The sequence below is a fragment of the Streptomyces sp. NPDC031554 genome (assembly GCF_055580685.1).
Map to the genome: position 1 here is coordinate 1,199,202 of NZ_JBVIKX010000001.1, position 15,758 is coordinate 1,214,959.

Annotated in this window: 12 protein-coding genes; 9 read left to right on the forward strand and 3 right to left on the reverse strand. The window is 68.4% G+C overall.

Annotated elements, in window-relative coordinates:
* The first annotated feature begins 114 nt into the window (after positions 1 to 114).
* The 7 genes from ACZ5FU_RS05365 to ACZ5FU_RS05395 all read left to right on the forward strand — a co-directional run bounded on the left by ACZ5FU_RS05365 (position 115) and on the right by ACZ5FU_RS05395 (position 6,422).
* Positions 115 to 555 (forward strand): ATP-binding protein, encoded by a 441-nt coding sequence (locus ACZ5FU_RS05365; RefSeq protein ID WP_451777612.1) that lies wholly within the window; start codon positions 115 to 117, stop codon positions 553 to 555.
* Entirely contained in the window at positions 555 to 1,871 is a 1,317-nt protein-coding gene (locus ACZ5FU_RS05370) for a UDP-N-acetylglucosamine 1-carboxyvinyltransferase (protein ID WP_451777610.1), read from the forward strand. The genes ACZ5FU_RS05365 and ACZ5FU_RS05370 overlap by 1 nt, the downstream gene beginning before the upstream one ends.
* Entirely contained in the window at positions 1,868 to 3,103 is a 1,236-nt protein-coding gene (locus tag ACZ5FU_RS05375) for a metallophosphoesterase (RefSeq protein WP_451777607.1), read from the forward strand. The genes ACZ5FU_RS05370 and ACZ5FU_RS05375 overlap by 4 nt, the downstream gene beginning before the upstream one ends.
* Positions 3,100 to 3,639: a dCTP deaminase gene (dcd, locus tag ACZ5FU_RS05380; protein WP_087808836.1), complete on the forward strand. Its 540-nt coding sequence runs from the start codon at positions 3,100 to 3,102 to the stop codon at positions 3,637 to 3,639. The genes ACZ5FU_RS05375 and dcd overlap by 4 nt, the downstream gene beginning before the upstream one ends.
* Complete coding sequence (locus tag ACZ5FU_RS05385) at positions 3,636 to 4,172, forward strand: dCTP deaminase (protein WP_355978670.1); 537 nt, start codon at positions 3,636 to 3,638, stop codon at positions 4,170 to 4,172. Before dcd ends, ACZ5FU_RS05385 begins: the two co-directional genes overlap by 4 nt.
* Before the next feature lie 23 nt (positions 4,173 to 4,195).
* Positions 4,196 to 5,284, forward strand: a complete 1,089-nt coding sequence (locus ACZ5FU_RS05390) for a glycosyltransferase family 4 protein (protein WP_451777789.1) — start codon at positions 4,196 to 4,198, stop codon at positions 5,282 to 5,284.
* Positions 5,285 to 5,378: 94 nt separating this feature from the next.
* A complete protein-coding gene (locus tag ACZ5FU_RS05395) occupies positions 5,379 to 6,422 on the forward strand; it encodes a serine hydrolase domain-containing protein (protein ID WP_451777602.1) in 1,044 nt (347 codons plus the stop codon).
* A 131-nt stretch (positions 6,423 to 6,553) separates the two neighbouring features.
* On the opposite strand, the gene ACZ5FU_RS05400 is transcribed toward ACZ5FU_RS05395, so the two are convergent.
* The 3 genes from ACZ5FU_RS05400 to ACZ5FU_RS05410 all read right to left on the reverse strand — a co-directional run bounded on the left by ACZ5FU_RS05400 (position 6,554) and on the right by ACZ5FU_RS05410 (position 12,992).
* Positions 6,554 to 7,516, reverse strand: a complete 963-nt coding sequence (locus tag ACZ5FU_RS05400) for a hypothetical protein (protein WP_451777600.1) — start codon at positions 7,514 to 7,516, stop codon at positions 6,554 to 6,556.
* Position 7,517: 1 nt separating this feature from the next.
* On the reverse strand, positions 7,518 to 12,020 hold the full coding sequence (locus ACZ5FU_RS05405) for an AAA domain-containing protein (RefSeq protein WP_469044618.1): 4,503 nt from the start codon (positions 12,018 to 12,020) through the stop codon (positions 7,518 to 7,520).
* Between the two features lie 207 nt (positions 12,021 to 12,227).
* Positions 12,228 to 12,992: a nuclease-related domain-containing protein gene (locus tag ACZ5FU_RS05410; RefSeq protein WP_451777595.1), complete on the reverse strand. Its 765-nt coding sequence runs from the start codon at positions 12,990 to 12,992 to the stop codon at positions 12,228 to 12,230.
* A 693-nt stretch (positions 12,993 to 13,685) separates the two neighbouring features.
* Between ACZ5FU_RS05410 and ACZ5FU_RS05415 the strand changes: the two genes are divergently transcribed.
* Together ACZ5FU_RS05415 and ACZ5FU_RS05420 are read left to right on the forward strand one after the other, a co-directional pair.
* Entirely contained in the window at positions 13,686 to 14,486 is an 801-nt protein-coding gene (locus ACZ5FU_RS05415; protein WP_451777593.1) for a MerR family transcriptional regulator, read from the forward strand.
* Complete coding sequence (locus ACZ5FU_RS05420; RefSeq protein ID WP_469044621.1) at positions 14,483 to 15,697, forward strand: glycosyltransferase; 1,215 nt, start codon at positions 14,483 to 14,485, stop codon at positions 15,695 to 15,697. The genes ACZ5FU_RS05415 and ACZ5FU_RS05420 overlap by 4 nt, the downstream gene beginning before the upstream one ends.
* Positions 15,698 to 15,758: the final 61 nt, after the last annotated feature.

Sequence of the window (15,758 nt, forward strand, 5' to 3'; positions counted from 1 at the left end):
CGATTGGCCGCGATGCAGCTCCTGCATAAGTGATGCGGCCCCGGCACACGGCATGGTCCCGCTTGTCTCCGGAGCGGTTGCCTGGAGCAGCCGCACCGACCCTGGAGGCAGCTCGTGAAAGCGCACCAGTTCGCACTCTCCGTATCCGCCACACCGACCGCGGTCACCGCCGCCCGGCACCGGGCCGTGGATGCTATGGAGGGCTGGGACACGGTGCTGGGCAACGAGGTGGTGCACACCGCCGAGCTCGTGATCAGTGAGTTCGTCACCAACGCGGTCCGGCATGCCGAAGCCGGCCCGGTTTCCCTGTCCGTCCGTCTCGACGAGCAGTCACTGCGGATCGAAGTCTGCGACGACTGCCCGGAGCTGCCCCGGCCGGGTCTCCCGGATCCGTGTAGCGAGAGCGGCCGAGGTCTGTTCCTCGTGGCCGCGCTCGCGGATCGATACGGCGTCGAGCCGACGGCGGTCGGGAAGTGCTGCTGGGCCGAGATCGCACTGCCCACCAATCCGGACCATCCGATCGTGTCCCCCCTTGTTGCACAGAGGAGTTGCTGATGACGACCACTCACGTCCCCGGCGCGGCCGCCGAGGTGATCGCCGTTCGTCCGGGCCCACCGCTCACCGGCACTGTGACTGTCGACGGCTCCAAGAACGCGGCGCTCCCGCTGGTGGCCGCCGCGGCTGCCCTCGGCTGTCCGGTGAGACTGAACAACATCCCTGCCAACACGGACGTGCAGACCATGCTCGCGCTGCTCCAAGAGTCGGGCTGGCACGTAGCGCAGCCGGTCGGGAAGCCGACTGCGGCGGTGATTCTGCCGACTGAAAACCAGCCCGTGCGCCCCCACCTGCCCCAGGCCGCGCGTATCCGTGCCTCGTACTACCTGGTGCCGGCCCTGCTCGCCCGGCACGGAGAGGCACGGCTGCCGTGGCCGGGAGGCTGCCGGATCGGCGCACGCGGGATGGATCTGCACTTCAAGGTGTACGAGGCATTCGGCGACCGGAGTGTCTTGGATGACTCCGGATATCGCGTCGAGGCCGCCAGACGTCGCTATGGCACCGTGTCCCTGGTGCTGCCGTTCCGCTCGCGCGGGGCGACCGTGGCCGCCCTGCTTCGAGCCGTCACCACCGGCCGGCCTCTGCGGCTGGGCGAGCCCAATCTCTCGCCGGAAGTGCTGTACGTGCTGGAGGCCCTGCAGACGGCGGGATGGGAAACCCGGGCCGGCGAGCGCCTGCTCGCCCTCTCGCCGCCCCCCTCGGCACCGAGCGACGCCGCATGGGTAGTGCCGGGAGACAAGGTGGAGGCAGGGACACTCGCCTGTGCAGTCGCCACCACCGGCGGAAGCGCGCGCATCCGAGGCGCGCGAGCCAACGACCTGGGCCCCCTCGTGGCCGCCCTGCACCGACTGGGCATCTCCACCGTCAGCGAGGCGGACACTCTCACCGTGAACGCCCAGGACGGCCGCTTGGCCAGCCGCCCCTTACGGGCCACCGCCTCGCTCAGCCCGGGCGGCTTGGACGCCGACTTCGAACCACCACTCATGGCACTGGCCCTCGGCCTACCCGGTACCCATCTGTTCACCGACGCCATCAACCCAGGTCGCCACGGCAATCTTCTGCCGCAGTTGGCCCGCCTCGGGGCGGACATCCAGGAGATCTCCCCCACCGAGTGCCGCCTTACCGGTCCTCAACGACTGACCGGGACGGGCGTGGAGGCCACCGACATCCGAACCGGATCCGCCCTCATGGTCGCCGGCCTCACCGCCCAGGGCGTCACCACCCTTGGCGGTCTCGACCAGCTCCGCCGCGGCCACGCCGACCTGCCCGGCAAGCTCCACACCCTGGGCGCCGACATCTGCGAGGTCACCCCATGACCACCGACGGGCGCAACCTACGCCAGATCGTTGCCACAACGGACGTCCACTCCGCCTTCGACAACGCCGCGCCGTTCCTGACCCACCTCCACTCGCTGCGGCCGACTTCCCTCATCGTGGACTGCGGCGACTTCTTCGAAGGCAGCGGGTACTACCGCCTCGCCCGCGGCACGATCGAGCGGGGGATCCTGCTCAGGCTGTACGACGTGCTGGCCCCCGGCAACCACGGCTGGCCCCACTACTTCGAACCCGACCTTCACCGGCGCACTGTCTGCGCCAATGCCGTGGATGCCAACACCGGCGACGCTCTGTTCCGCCGCCTGTACATCGCCGACATCGATGGACGGCGCGTCGGCGTAACCGCTGTGATCGGCCGGCAAGCCTTCCACTCGATCCCGGCTGCCCAGCGAGTCGGCCAATGCGTCACCGATCCCCTGCAGTCCCTGCGCGAGGTGATTCTCGCCCACCACGAGGTGGACAGCTGGGTCCTGCTCAGCCATTCCGGCTTCGACGAGGACCGGAAACTCGCGGCGGCCTGTCCGTTCCTCGACGTGGTCTTCGCCGGGCACTGCCACAGCGATCAGTACGGACCGGTCCGAGTCGACGGCACCCTGGTCGCCAAGGGTCGGGAACTCGCCGACGGCTACGCGATCGCCACGCCCGTGGGCACGGGATGGGGTGCGGGCACCACATCCTTCCCGAGGCGGGCCCCGAGCGTCGTTCCCATGGAGCTTGCCGATCTGCGCTCCCACATCGAAGACGTCAAGCAGCGGCTGGCCGCCGTCCTCGGTCCGATCAGTCCGGCGTACCGCCACCAGCCCCTCGACCGGCGCAGCCTGCTCATGGAGCTCACCGCCCGCCTGCGTACGGCACTCGGGGCAGACATGGTCATCCTCAACGAGACGGCACTACGTGCCGTCCCGCTCGGCGACACACTCACCCAGGGCGACCTGCTCTCCATCGAGCCGTTCGCCAACCAGCTGGTGCACGCCCACGTACCTGAGCCGGCACGCAGCGACCTCCGTGGCCTGCTGTCAGATCTGACCGCGCAGTCCGGTCCGCTCGTCACGGCCCCCTATCCCCCGCCGGACGCCATCACCACCGTGCTGACCACCGACTACCTCGCCGACACCTACCTCGGCGGACGCACACACGAGGCCGGCCTGCGCCTGGACCAGGCCGTCCAGCACGTCCTCACCGCTCCCGACACCGCAGAAGGAGACAGCGAATGATCCTCACCGGCCCGGAGATCACCGCTGCCGCTCACGACGGCCGCCTCCGTATCACCCCGTTCGCCGCCGACCAGGTCAACCCCAACAGCTACAACGTGCGTCTGGGCCCCACCCTGATCACCTACACAAGCACGGTCCTGGACCCACACCGGCCCAACCCCACAAACGCAACCAGCATCGGCTCGGACGGGCACATCCTCCAGCCAGGCGAGCTCTACCTCGGCCACACCCTCGAAGAGGTCGGCTCCGACACCTTCGTGCCACTGCTGTTCGGTCGTTCCTCCGTCGGACGCCTCGGCCTGTTCGTCGAGATCACCGCCCCCATCGGCGACATCGGCTTCCACGGCCAGTGGACGCTCATGCTCACCCCGATCCGACCGCTGCGCGTGTATGCCGGCATGGCGATCGGGCAGATCATGTTCTTCGTCTCCACCGGCGCCATCGACCTCTACCGCGGCAAGTACCAGGCCGCCGCAGGACCGCAGCCTTCCGCCTACTGGCGAGACCTCGCCCGACTCCGGGCGGTGGCATCGTGATCCTCACCGGTCCCGCCATCGCCGCCGCCGTCCAGGCCGACGAGATCACCATCGACCCGTACGAGCCCAGCCGCCTCTCCCCCAACGCCTACGACTGGCGGCTCGGCGAAACGATCCGCGTCTGCGACGGCAACCTCGACGCCGCAACCCCCACCGCCTTCACCGAGCAACCCATCCCCGACACCGGCCTCATGCTGCGCCCTGGCCTGCTCTACCTCGGCATCACGCTGGAGCGGACCGGTTCGGAGACGTACGCGCAGCTACTGAACGGCGACCGCACCACCGGGTCCCTGGGCATCTGGGTTCACGTCTCGGCTCCGCTCGGACACCAGGGCCATACGATCCGCTGGACGCTGGAGATCCGCGCCACGCGACCGGTGCGCGTGTATCCGGGCATGACCTTCGGCAAGCTCGTCTTCCTCACCACCTTCGGCACCCCGGCCAGCTACCAGCAGCAGCCTGCCAAGTACGCGTCCACGGAAGGCATCGACATCTCGCGCCTCTACGAGGAGATCGACGGAGGAGCGCGGTGAACGCTCGCTCGGCCACCGGCCCGATGGCCGCCACCTTCCTGGACCTCCCCGTCGGAAGCCCCGGCGGCAGCATCGAGCTCTTCCTCGACCTCTACACCGGACGACAACCCCTCATCCCGGCCCGCGCCTTCATGCTCGCACCACCTGGTCACGCTCCTCGTCCACCCGCCGGACTCAACGTGCTCCCCGTAGCAGGCAAATGCCTGGAAGGAGCGGCCTTCAGCCGCTACGTCGCCACCCTGCGTAGAGCGCTCACAGCCATACTCGATCCCACGCAGATCGGCGTCCTCCACTTGCAGCACCTCGCATTCGGCGCCACTCCTGCCCTCATCCGCGCTCTGCCCGCGCATCCCCGGATCGCCCTCGTCCACGGCACGGACCTGATCTTCGCCGAGACCCACCGAGACCAGCTCCAAGTGCTGCGCGAAACAGCCAGGGCCGCCGACGCCATCGTGGTCCCGACCAACGCAATGGCCGACCGCCTCCTCAAGCTCGCCCCGCAAATCGAACGCCGCAAGATCACCCACATCCCCTGGGGCATCCCCGACCACCTGCTCACCGCACCGCCCGCCCGGCCGGCACGCACCTCCACCAGCCACCTGCGGCTCCTGTACGCAGGACGCCTGACCACCGAAAAGGGTGGCGAGACCCTGATCAAGAGCCTGGCTCCCGTCCCCGGTGTCGAGCTAAGCGTCGCCGCGCCCGGAGCCCAGTTCCACGCACTGGCCCCGCTGCTGCAACGCGCCGGCGTACGAGTCCGCTACCTCGGCTGGCTGCGCCGCCCACAGCTGTGGAAAGCCTTCACCCAACACGATGTGCTGGTCGTGCCGTCCACCACCCTGGAGGCCATGGGACTGGTCGCGCTGGAAGCCCAAGCGTGCGGGCTCCCCGTCCTTTACCAGCCTGTCCCCGGCCTCAGCGAGGCGCTCGCCGCTTCCGGTATGACCACCGACTTCACCCACTCCGCCGCACTCGCACGGGATCTCGACCGGCTGATGAAGACCCCTGGGTTGCTGTCCGCCCTGCGCCAGGCGGGCTATGCCAATGCGGCACGCTACCCCCTCTCGGCAACCGCACGATCCCTGACCGACCTCGGCCGACAGCTCACCTGAACCGACCGTCAGACGTCCCGACACGTCACTACCCGAACCGCTCTGCGAACGTCACTACGCTGACCGACGGGATACCCCGGCGAAGAGGGAGACCATGACGTACGAGCATGACCGCATCGAAGCCCTACTCGACGAGGGGGTCCGCGACAAGGTGTACCCGGGCGCCGTATGGGCCCTCGGCGACGCCACCGGCACCCTCGCCCAGGGCACCACCGGCGTCCTCGACCCCGACGAGCCGGACGTGCCGATGCGCACCGACACCGTCTTCGACGCCGCCAGCCTCACCAAGATCCTGGCTGTCTGGTCCTCCGTCGGCGCCCTGTACGAGGACGGAACCCTCGACCTCGACCAGCCGCTCGGCAGCTTCTGGCAGGAGGTCACCGGGCACCCACTCGGAGCCGTCACCGCCCGGCATCTGCTGACGCACACCGCCGGCGTCCCACTGCGAGCCCAGCTGAAGAACCTCTACGGCACCAACCCGGACGACATCCGCCGCGGAGTACTGCACGAGGCACTCCACCGGGCACCCGGCGAAGCCGTCGAGTACACCGACCGAGCCGCCCTCATCCTCGGCTACCTCGCCGAACACCTCTCCGGCAGCCCCTTGGACCAGCTGGCCACCGCCCGCACCTGGCATCCGCTGGGCATGACCGGCACCCGCTTCGGCCCCCTGCCCGCCGACCTCGCCGCCCGCTGCGCACCCACCGAACTCGACCAGGACACCGACACCCACCTCAAGGGAGTCGCCCACGACTTCTCTGCCCGCCTCCTGGGCGGCGTCTGCGGCATCGCCGGCGCCTTCACCGTCCTCGACGACCTCGCCGCCTTCCTCCGGTACATGCTCGCCCCTGCCGCTTCCCAGTTCCGGGCTGGTTTCGGGAGCGAATGGATCACCCGCTCCCTGACAATCCAGACGGGCCGGCTCCAACCTGCTCGCGGCCTGTTCTGGCACCCCGCTCCCGGCACGACCGCCGACGAAGACGTCTGGGTCCACTACGGCTTCACCGGCACAGGCATGTGGATTTCCCCCACCAAGTGCCGCTGGGCGGTACTCCTGACCAACAAGCTCTACTACACAAGGGATCGTGGGCCATTGACCGAAATTCGCAACACCTTCCGTGAACTCGTATTCACCTGACGTGTCAAAGCGGATCCCAGGCCACATCCCCGACGTCCACCCCCGGATCAGCCGCATCAACATCGCACACGCGACATCAGGGAGTATTTACTCCGCGCTTCTCCGCCCACGTTGGATCGAGCACCCGCGGTTCAAGTGCCTGCCGTTGTTCCCCCACCTGGACGGCGACGAGCGACAGAGGCCGGCGTTGGGCGTTGTACGGAGGCATTGGGATTGCGACCACGACCTCGTTCTGTGGTCGCACGCGGAGTGGGCGGTACAGGAGGCGCTACCACCGTCGCCGCGAGATCGTTCAACGTGGCATTCACCACCGGCCAGCACATGTCGAGCGTGTCGCGGTTCGGGCTGTGTCCGGTCCGTTTCTCCGCCAGGGGATGGACGAGATTCCTGTAGTGCCGGACAAGCTCCGAGGCAAGTTTGGCATCGTGCTCGATCCATTTGTTCTCGTACGCGAAGTCGACGAAGTCATTCAGCCCCATGTTCCGCAACGGCTTCGGCATGCGTACGCCTGCGGCGCGGACCTGCGCGGCATGCGCGAGCACCCCCTCCAGGAGACTGCCCAGCATGATGACCGCCGACGTATAGGCGCCGTGCTCGTAGCAGGTGCGTGCCTCGTCCAGCCGAAGTTGCACGGTAGCGGCGAGTTCCGGGTCGCTCACCACCTCCGTCACGGAGACCTTCAACTCCACACGCGGCAACTGCCGCCGTACTTCGTCCTCGAAACCGGCTTCGCAGCGGACAAGGACCGGCTGGCCTTCTTCCTCGCCGATCCGGCGTCCGTCGAGCACAAGTATCTCGTTGAGCCGCTTCAGTGTGGCGTGGTACTCCTGCTGCTGGTTGTAGTACTCAAGGCGATTCGCCAGGCGAAGGACGGCTCGCTGGGCGTCGTCCGTACCGTCCTCCTGTCGTTCCCTGAGGAGATCCAAGGTCCACTTGTGCCTCGGTGTGCCGTCGTAATTCGGGACGTCGTCCCAGCCCGCACGCTGGAAGAACGTGGCTATCTCGTACCCCTTCCGGTAAAGCAGCGGCGTCTCGTCCCCGCAGATCAGGTGGGCAATCTCCGTCAGCGTGCTGTCGTCGAAGATCTCGTTCACATCAGACCCCTTCAAGAGAGACGGACGCATCCTCATCGAGCATGGCGTCGAGTTCATCGGTGGTGAGGTCGGCATCGTCCATCTCGATCGGGGCCCAAATGCTCCCCGAGTCGCCCTGGGCCTCCTCGGTAACTCCGGGCCGGATCCCCAGAGCGTCAAGACGCTTCCACAACGGGGTCAGCGAATCCTCGGGAGACAGGGCAAACTCGCTGCTGCGTATACGCCAGAACTGCCAGCCTGCCCGGCGCAGTTCCCGCTCCCGCTCGTAGTCGTCACGGATCTGGTCAGGGGTGGAGTGATACGGGCTGCCGTCACACTCCACGGCGAGGCGGCCCGTCTCTCCAACGACGACGAGATCGATGCGTTTGCCGCTGACTTTCCACTGAGGGACGACGTGGTAGCCACGTTCCTTGATCCTGCGGAAGACCCGCTGCTCGAAGAGCGAGTCGAACGGCTCGCACTGCTCATCGGGTGAAACGGCGGAAAGGCCGGGAGAGGTGCCCTGAAGTTCCGGCGGCGCCTGCATATAGGTGAGCAGGGAGTGGCGCAGGTCCCTACTGCGCAGCTGGTCCGGTGTGACGGAGGTGAACAGCCACATTTGGTCGCGGGCCCGGCTGGCAGCCACGTTGAACCGTCTTCCGTCACCCTGGCCGGTCAGGGCCCGGGTGTTGTCGGCGTCGACGACCAGCGAGAGCAGGATGACGTCCCTTTCGTCCCCCTGGAACTGTTCGGCCGTGCCGACACGTATGTTGTGCCGCTCCTGGATCGTGGAGTCGATCTGCGTGTCGATGAGACTCTCCAAGAGCCTTGTCTGGTGTCCGGAACGGAGCACGATGACCCCGAAACTCCGTTTCGCATATGCTTCGTCCTCCGCGAGTTCCTGCAACTTGGCGACGATGCGTTCGGCCTCGGGCTTGTTGACCAGGGTCTCTCGCCGTCCCTCACAGTGACCTTCATGCACATGAACGACTTCGAGGGGCCGCAGTCGGTCCGCTCCGTACTGCCGCAACGGCACGAGTTCGTTGTCGGGATAGAACTGGGCGGAGGACCACTTGATAATCTCGGGCATGCACCGGAAGTGCTCGGTGAGCCTGATCGTCTCGCTGAAGCGCGCAGACAGCAGGTCGTAGAGGTTGGACTTGGGGCTGAATCCGTCCCGCTGCCAGTCGGTGAGATGGGGCAGGAGTGAGTCGAGGAGTTCGTTGAGCCGCTCGTGCTTGCCGCCTGTGTAAAACGGGACACACTGCTTGTCGTCACCCACGACGATGATTCTCGGAGCGAGCCACAGCAGCATCAGCCCGTCCAGACCGACCTGGCTCGCCTCATCCACAATGACGACGTCGAAGGCGTCCGGCTCGGGATCAATCATTTCGGCCACCTGTTTGATCGGCATGACCCATGCCGGGACCGCGGCACGCGCGTCACGCATCGCGGAACGGGCGGCCTTCAGGTGCCGCTTGCCGAGTGCCGTCATTCCTTTGCCTGCGTTCGCCGTGGCCGACGCGTAGGCACTCAGCGCCTGTTTCTGTCCGGCCGTCATCCGGTCCAGGCAGTGATACAGCGCTCGGTCGGCCGCTAGTTGAGTCACCGTTCTCCTCAACTGCGTTTCGATTGCCTCCAATTCGCCATCTAGCTTGGCTTCCCTGCCAGGTGTCAGCATCGTGTCCTGGAAGGTACGCGCTCGCCGCCATGCCCAGGCCCCATCCAGGTCTACAAGGCGGGTCTCCCACGCCGCCTCGGTCGGGGACTCGGCGAAGCGCCGTGCCAGTTCGGGGTGGTCCTCGGACAGGCGGTCCAGGAGTTTGCGGGCCTCCCGGCGATCAGCCTCACGGTGGAATGCCTCGGTCAGCGAATCGATCGCGGACGTGTACGCCTGCGGATCACGGTCGGTGACAGCCCGGTGTACCTCTGCCAGTTCGGCCACTCCGCGGGCATCGGGTCGCGGCAGCTGCTCGGAGATGGACCGCAGCCTCTCCTCCGCCTCACGGGCACGGAGCAGCCGTTCCGCACTGTTCGCCGACGTACGCACGTCGTCCCACTGTTGTGCCGTCCGCACCGTGGCCTTGATCCGGGCCTTAAGTAGGACTTCGTGCAGCGTACGCACGGATTGGGTGAACCCGTCCACCGCGCGGAGCGTCGGCACCCGGTCCAGCAGCTCCGACAGAGCCACCTGCGTGGAGCCTTCGGCCTCGGGCGCGTCGACGCTCTTCCAGCGCTCGTTCAGCTGCCGAATGCACTGGCGTGCCGCCAGATGAGCCACCAACGCGGAGATCTCGTCCGGTGTGCTGGGCAGCCTCCCATCCACCCGGCAGTCCCGCAGAAGGACTTGGGCCTCCTTCTGGACCGGCCTCGGGGCGAACTTGCGCAGCTTGCCGCCTGCACGCAAGTACTGTTCGAGATCCTTTCCGGCGGCAATGAGACGTGATTCCTCGGCAAGCGCCACGTCGGGTACGTCGAGCACGGCGAAGAGCATGTGCTGAAGCACGCTTTGCACGTCCTCGGCACGAGCGGACGCCTGCCGCACTCCCTCCCACAGCTGTTGCCGCCGGCCTGCCATTCCGTCCTGCAAGGCGCGCGTGGTCCACTCCTCGGGCGGCCAGGCGGCAGGGTCACCCGGCAGTCCCTCGCTCTGCAGCGCGTGTTCCGCTGCGTCCAGCAGACCGACCAGTGTCGCGATCAGCTCATCCCCGCGGTCTGCGAGTTCGAGGGCAAGTGTGTCGGACGCCGACGCAGCACAGACACGTACAGCGGCGTCCAGGGCGTTGACCGCTTCTTCGAACAGCACGGGTGCGATGAAATCTGCGGGGTCCGGGCAGCGGGCGGCATGCTCGTCCAGTACTCCGGCCCCGTGCCGGGACACCAGACCCAGCAGGCGCTGGGCCTCGTCCTGGCTCAGCGAAGGTTCTCGCGGTGCCGAAGCGGGCAGGGCGGGCATCCAGCCGTACTTCGGTGCACCGGCAGCGACGGTCTCCACGATCTCCGCGAGCCGCCCCTTGTATCCGGGCGCCACCTCGAGGTGTTCGTACCACTCCGCCTCACGGATGGCGCGCAGTTCGTTACGGAGGCGTGCTCGGGTGTCCGACAGTTCCGAGCGCAGCGCCTCATGGCTCTTGATCCTTACGTCGAGTCGCTCCGTCGACTGGGTGGCACTGAGCTGGGAGAGAGAGCGCACGGACTGTTCCAGGTCGTCGCTGCCGTCCTGGCGCCGGTCGCCCTGGAGGACGCACAGGTTGCGCAGCTCGGGCGGCAGTTGCTGCCGCAGGACCTTCAGCGCTTGGCCCTTCTCACTCGTCACGAGCACCCGCTTGCCGTCTGCCAGCAAGGCGCACACGAGGTTGGCGATGGTGTGCGTCTTTCCCGTGCCGGGCGGCCCTTGAACGACGACGCCAGTATCGGTCTGTAGGCGCCTCAGCACCTCCCGCTGGGCTTCGTTCGACAGCAGCGGAAACAGCGGGTCAGGGCCAAGGGCGGGCGGCACGTCACGGCTCCCCGCCGCCGTACCCCACACCCTGCGGTCCTCCGCTTCCAGCTGGTACAGCAGCTGAGCCAAGCCCAGCGGAGCGATGGCACCGGGCTGAGCGAGGCGGTTCGCGATGCCGTCGTAGAAGTTTACGAGGGCACCCTGGCCCCTCTGGCGGAGAATGATCGCCGGCGCGAACCCAAGTGTGGGCACCGGCAGCACGAGGTCTGCGGATGGGCGGCCCCAGCCACGGTGGAACGCCACCACGCGATTGGTGCCGAACGCCCTCTCCGACCAGTCGCCGAGCACGTCCTGGGAGTCACGGGACAGCGGATGGAATCCTTCCGTATCGATACGGTCCCGCAGCGGGCTCAGCAGACGGGTGCTGTAGCCCGCGTCCGCGTCGAGAAACTCGCTGTCCTCCATCCGCGCCGGGTCGCCGGGGGCGAGGGCGACGGTGATGGACATGTTCGTGGGATTCACGGTGAGTATCAGCGGCGCCGTCAAAATGTGCCGGGCGATGCGCGCCGACGGACGTGCGGCTCCGACGGTCAGCAATCCGGCGCCCAGTACCGCCTCGTATTCCTCGCCGTCCTGCTGAATCCTGGTCGCCATTCGGTACAGCTGCTGATGAAGTTCCCTATAAGGACGGTCAATGCGCTCTTTCTCCGACCACTTGCGCCACGCGTCGAGCCACCGTGTGTAGGCGCGCAGCACGTTGTGCGCTTCCTCCCGGCGAATCTCGGAAACTTCGAACAGGTCTCCGTTTTCGTCCTCTTGCCAACCTTGCCCCGGTCCCGATTCGGCCAGCGGTGGCACTTCGGGCGATGCGGTAGCGGCGGCTTCGGGATCGACCCATCCCACCAGTACCTCGGGCAGGACAGGAGCCGGGCGGGACGGGCGGTGCGCCACCTTAAGCAGCGTCCGGTCGCCATCCGGGTTCCGCCGGAGCCTGTCGTCCGGAATGTCGGAAAGCCAGAGGACCTCCGGGTATTTCTGCCAGTCCCGCACCGGCTTGTATGACCCGCGAACAAATTCGCGCATGTATTCGATAAGTTGGCGCGTGCGGTGGACCGCCTCCGGGTGGTTCGCACGGAGTGCAGAATGAAGAGACACCTATCCCCCCAGATCATGGCTCAACGGAAAGCCTTCCAGGATGCGGGAGAGAAGCGCGGCCTTCAACAAGGACCGACGAGTAATGACGTAAACCAGCCACATTCCGCGGAAATTGGCTGTAACCCAGCCAACCGTTCAGGGGCGAACCCACGTGCGGCGATCACGTGCCGCCATGTACACCAACTCGACCTTGTCCGGTCCCCAGCCAGTCTTGAGGTGCTTGAACGTCGCGATATCGCGCTCCTGAAGGACACGCACGTCGCGAAGCGACGGCACGACCTGCAGCTCTGCCACCGCAACGAAGGCAAGCACAGGCTGAACCTCGACGGGAAAGCCACACGCACGCGTCAGCGCGCTCGATGCCCGACGCGCCTCGGCTCGACTCTTCCGCACGTAGGGGTACGACTGGCCGCCTATCCGAACCGAGTCGTCGCCCACCCACACACGCGCCCCACGGTGGCACTTCGTGTTGACACAAAAGACTCCGCCCGGACCGATCAGGACGTGGTCGATGTCGACATCGCCTGCCAGGGGTATGGAATGCAGTACTCGCCAGCCTCGCCGCACCAGCCTCTCCAACTCCGCTCCCACCCGGCGCTCACCGGCCAGTCCGGTGCGCCAGCTGTCCACCCCTAGACGCCTACCGGACATCCTGGCCAACACCCACCGCCAGAAGCCGGGTGCCAGTTCGTCCACCTTCGTCTGCAGCGCGTCTCCTGGGCGGTTCCCCGCAAGGTCGTCTTCAGAGCGCAGTGCCCTGTGCACTACCGGCAAAGAAGAAGTAGCAAGGTAGGGAGCGAGGGCGTCGAGTACCGCGTCCCGCTGCTCCTCGACCAGAAGCTCCAGAGACCCCGTACGGCGGTCGAGCCAGGCGACCTTCGTGCCGTCCGGCTGATTCACGTAGAGACGGTCATGTCCGTAACGCTTCCACACAGAGACCCGTAATCCGCTCACGCGTCCCCCGTTTCGCATCCCACCAAAGACCAATGACCATGTGACCAGGGTCAGAAGCAGTGAGCAAGACGGCCTCATGTATGCGCCGGGCAGGCGTGCGCTTCCCAGCCGACTCTGCAGCCAGGACGGGGCACATCCAGGGCACATGAGCCCGGGAAACGGCGTTGACCCGTGAGAACTACCGAGAGGAGTCCCGCAGGTCAACGCACATATGACCAAGAAGCCCCAGGTCAGCACCGCACCCCTCCCACTCGCTGCACGAGTGGCAGGACTTCAGCCACCGGCTGCACGAGGCGGGGCACCAGCCGTACTGCCTGGTGTGGCCCTGAGCCGGGGCCTTCGCGGCGGCGGGTGAGGTCCGCGGGGCCGGAGCCCGCACGGGCCCGGCCCCTCGTCGTGCCGTCCCGCGCGGTGTCCGTCGCGGCGCCCCGTGCGGGGCGGACGGCGTACGGCGCCCGGCGCGGGGCACCGCACCCGCCGCCCGGCCGGAAGCCGGCGCCCGCCCGGGGCCCGCCGCCACCGCACCACCTCCTCCGCCGGCACCCCGCCGCCCGCGCGTCCGTACGGCGCCCGGCGAGCGCGGGTTGACCCTCCCCCTACGTCAGGCTCGAGGCTGTACGCCGACGAAAGGGCAGGTGGATGAGCTACTCCGTGGGACAGGTGTCGGCCTTCGCCGGCGTGACGGTGCGCACGCTGCACCACTACGACAAGGCGGGACTGCTCTCGCCCGGTGACCGCAGCCCCGCCGGCTACCGGCTCTACGGCGAGGCCGACCTGGTCCGGCTCCAGCAGATCCTCTTCTACCGCGAGCTCGGCTTCTCCCTCGACGAGATCGCCGCGATCTTCGAGGATCCGCGGGCGAACCCCCTGGAGCGCCTGCGGGCCCGGCAGCGGCAGCTGCGTGAGGAGATCGCCAGGCTGCAGCGGCTGGCCGAGGTGGCGGAACGGGCGATAGAGGTCCAGAGGACCGGGGTGTCCCTGACTCCTCAGGAACGCTTCGAGGTCTTCGGCGAGATCACCTTCGACCTGAGCTACGCCACCGAGGCGGAGCTGAAGTGGGCGCACTCGGAGGGGCAGCGCGAGGCGATGGCCCGCGCGACCGCCCACACCAAGGAGGACTGGCGCCGGCTCATGGGCGAGGCCGCCGCCTGGCGCGCGGAGCTGCTCGCGGCCTTCGACGAGGGGGAGCCGAGCGACGGCGAGCGGGCCATGGACCTCGCCGAGGAGCACCGCCTGCACGTCTCGCGCTGGTTCACCTCCTGCCCGCCCGACATGCACCGGCGCATCGCGGACGACTTCGTCGCCGACCCGCGCGCGTTCGCCCTGGTCGTACCGCCGTCGCAGCAACGCCCGGGCCTGGCCGCCTACACGTGCAGGGCGGTCCACGCCAACGCGGCACGCCACCCGGGCGGCCGCACCGGTTCCGAGGAGGAGCGATGAGGATCCTGATCGCCGCGGCCGGATCGCGCGGCGACGTCGCGCCCTACACGGGGCTGGGCGCCGCACTGCGCCGGGCCGGACACGACGTCGCCCTCGCCACCACGGACGCCTTCGCCCCCCTCGTGCGCGGCGCGGGACTGGAGTTCCGCGCCCTCCCCGCCGACACGCGGGGGCGTGGCGGCGTCACCGGCCGGCGTGAACTGATGCGCACCGCCGCCGCCTTCATCACCGAACTGGGACGGGGCTTCGCCGACGCGACGGCCGACGGCACGGACCTGCTCCTGCTGTCGACCACCACGGCCCCGCTCGGCTGGCACCTCGCCGAGGCCACGGGCACGCCGAGCCTCGGCGTGTACCTCCAGCCCACGGCCCCCACCGGCGACTTCCCGCCCGTCGTCACGAACGCCCGCTCACTGGGCCGTCTCGCCAACCGGGAGGCCGGACGCTTCGCCCTGCGGATGGCCGACCGCGTCTACGAACAGGCGGTCGCGGAGCTGCGCCACCGCCTGCGGCTGCCCCCGGTCTCGCCTTCCGAGATGCGCCGACGGCGGGAACGGGCGAACTGGCCCGTCCTGCACGGCTTCAGCACCGCCCTGGTGCCCCGTCCCCCGGACTGGCGCCACGGTCTGGAGGTCGTGGGCAACTGGTGGCCCCCGCACGATGCGGCCGGACGCCTGCCCACCGTGCTGGAGGACTTCCTGCGCGCCGGCCCCCGGCCCGTCCTCATCGGCTTCGGGAGCATGGCGTCCGGCGACGGGGAACGGCTGAGCGGGATCGCCGTACGGGCCCTGCGCCGCGCCGGGCTGCGCGGCATCCTCCAGGCGGGCAGTGCCGGGCTCGCCGCCGACGGCGACGACGTGCTCACCGTCGGGGACGTACCGCACGCCCTGCTGTTCCCCCGGCTGGCCGCGGTGGTCCACCACGGCGGGGCCGGCACCTCGGCCGCCGCGCTGCGCGCCGGTGTGCCCGCGGTCACCGTGCCGGTGACGGCGGACCAGCCGTTCTGGGCGGGGCGGCTCGCCGTCCTCGGCGCCGCCACCGATCCGATCCCCTTCCGGTCCCTCACCGCCGAACGGCTCGCCGAGTCGCTCGGCCGGGCGGTGCGGGAGCAGGCGTACGGCCGGGCCGCCGCGAGAGCGGCGCGGCACCTGGCGGCCGAGGACGGGGCGGGCCGGGTGCTCGAGGCCGTCGGGCGGCTGGCCGACGGCTGACGCCGGTCCGTCGCTCCTCCCCGGCTCCCCGGCTCCTCGGCCCTTCGCCCCCTCGGCCCCT

Excerpts from the sequence above, each read along its gene's own strand:
- ACZ5FU_RS05370 (WP_451777610.1), top strand. The coding sequence starts at position 555 with ATGACGACCACTCACGTCCCCGGCGCGGCCGCCGAGGTGATCGCCGTT.
- ACZ5FU_RS05375 (WP_451777607.1), top strand. The coding sequence starts at position 1,868 with ATGACCACCGACGGGCGCAACCTACGCCAGATCGTTGCCACAACGGAC.
- dcd (WP_087808836.1), top strand. The coding sequence starts at position 3,100 with ATGATCCTCACCGGCCCGGAGATCACCGCTGCCGCTCACGACGGCCGC.
- ACZ5FU_RS05390 (WP_451777789.1), top strand. The coding sequence starts at position 4,196 with ATGGCCGCCACCTTCCTGGACCTCCCCGTCGGAAGCCCCGGCGGCAGC.
- ACZ5FU_RS05395 (WP_451777602.1), top strand. The coding sequence starts at position 5,379 with ATGACGTACGAGCATGACCGCATCGAAGCCCTACTCGACGAGGGGGTC.
- ACZ5FU_RS05405 (WP_469044618.1), bottom strand. The coding sequence starts at position 12,020 with ATGCGCGAATTTGTTCGCGGGTCATACAAGCCGGTGCGGGACTGGCAG.
- ACZ5FU_RS05415 (WP_451777593.1), top strand. The coding sequence starts at position 13,686 with ATGAGCTACTCCGTGGGACAGGTGTCGGCCTTCGCCGGCGTGACGGTG.
- ACZ5FU_RS05420 (WP_469044621.1), top strand. The coding sequence starts at position 14,483 with ATGAGGATCCTGATCGCCGCGGCCGGATCGCGCGGCGACGTCGCGCCC.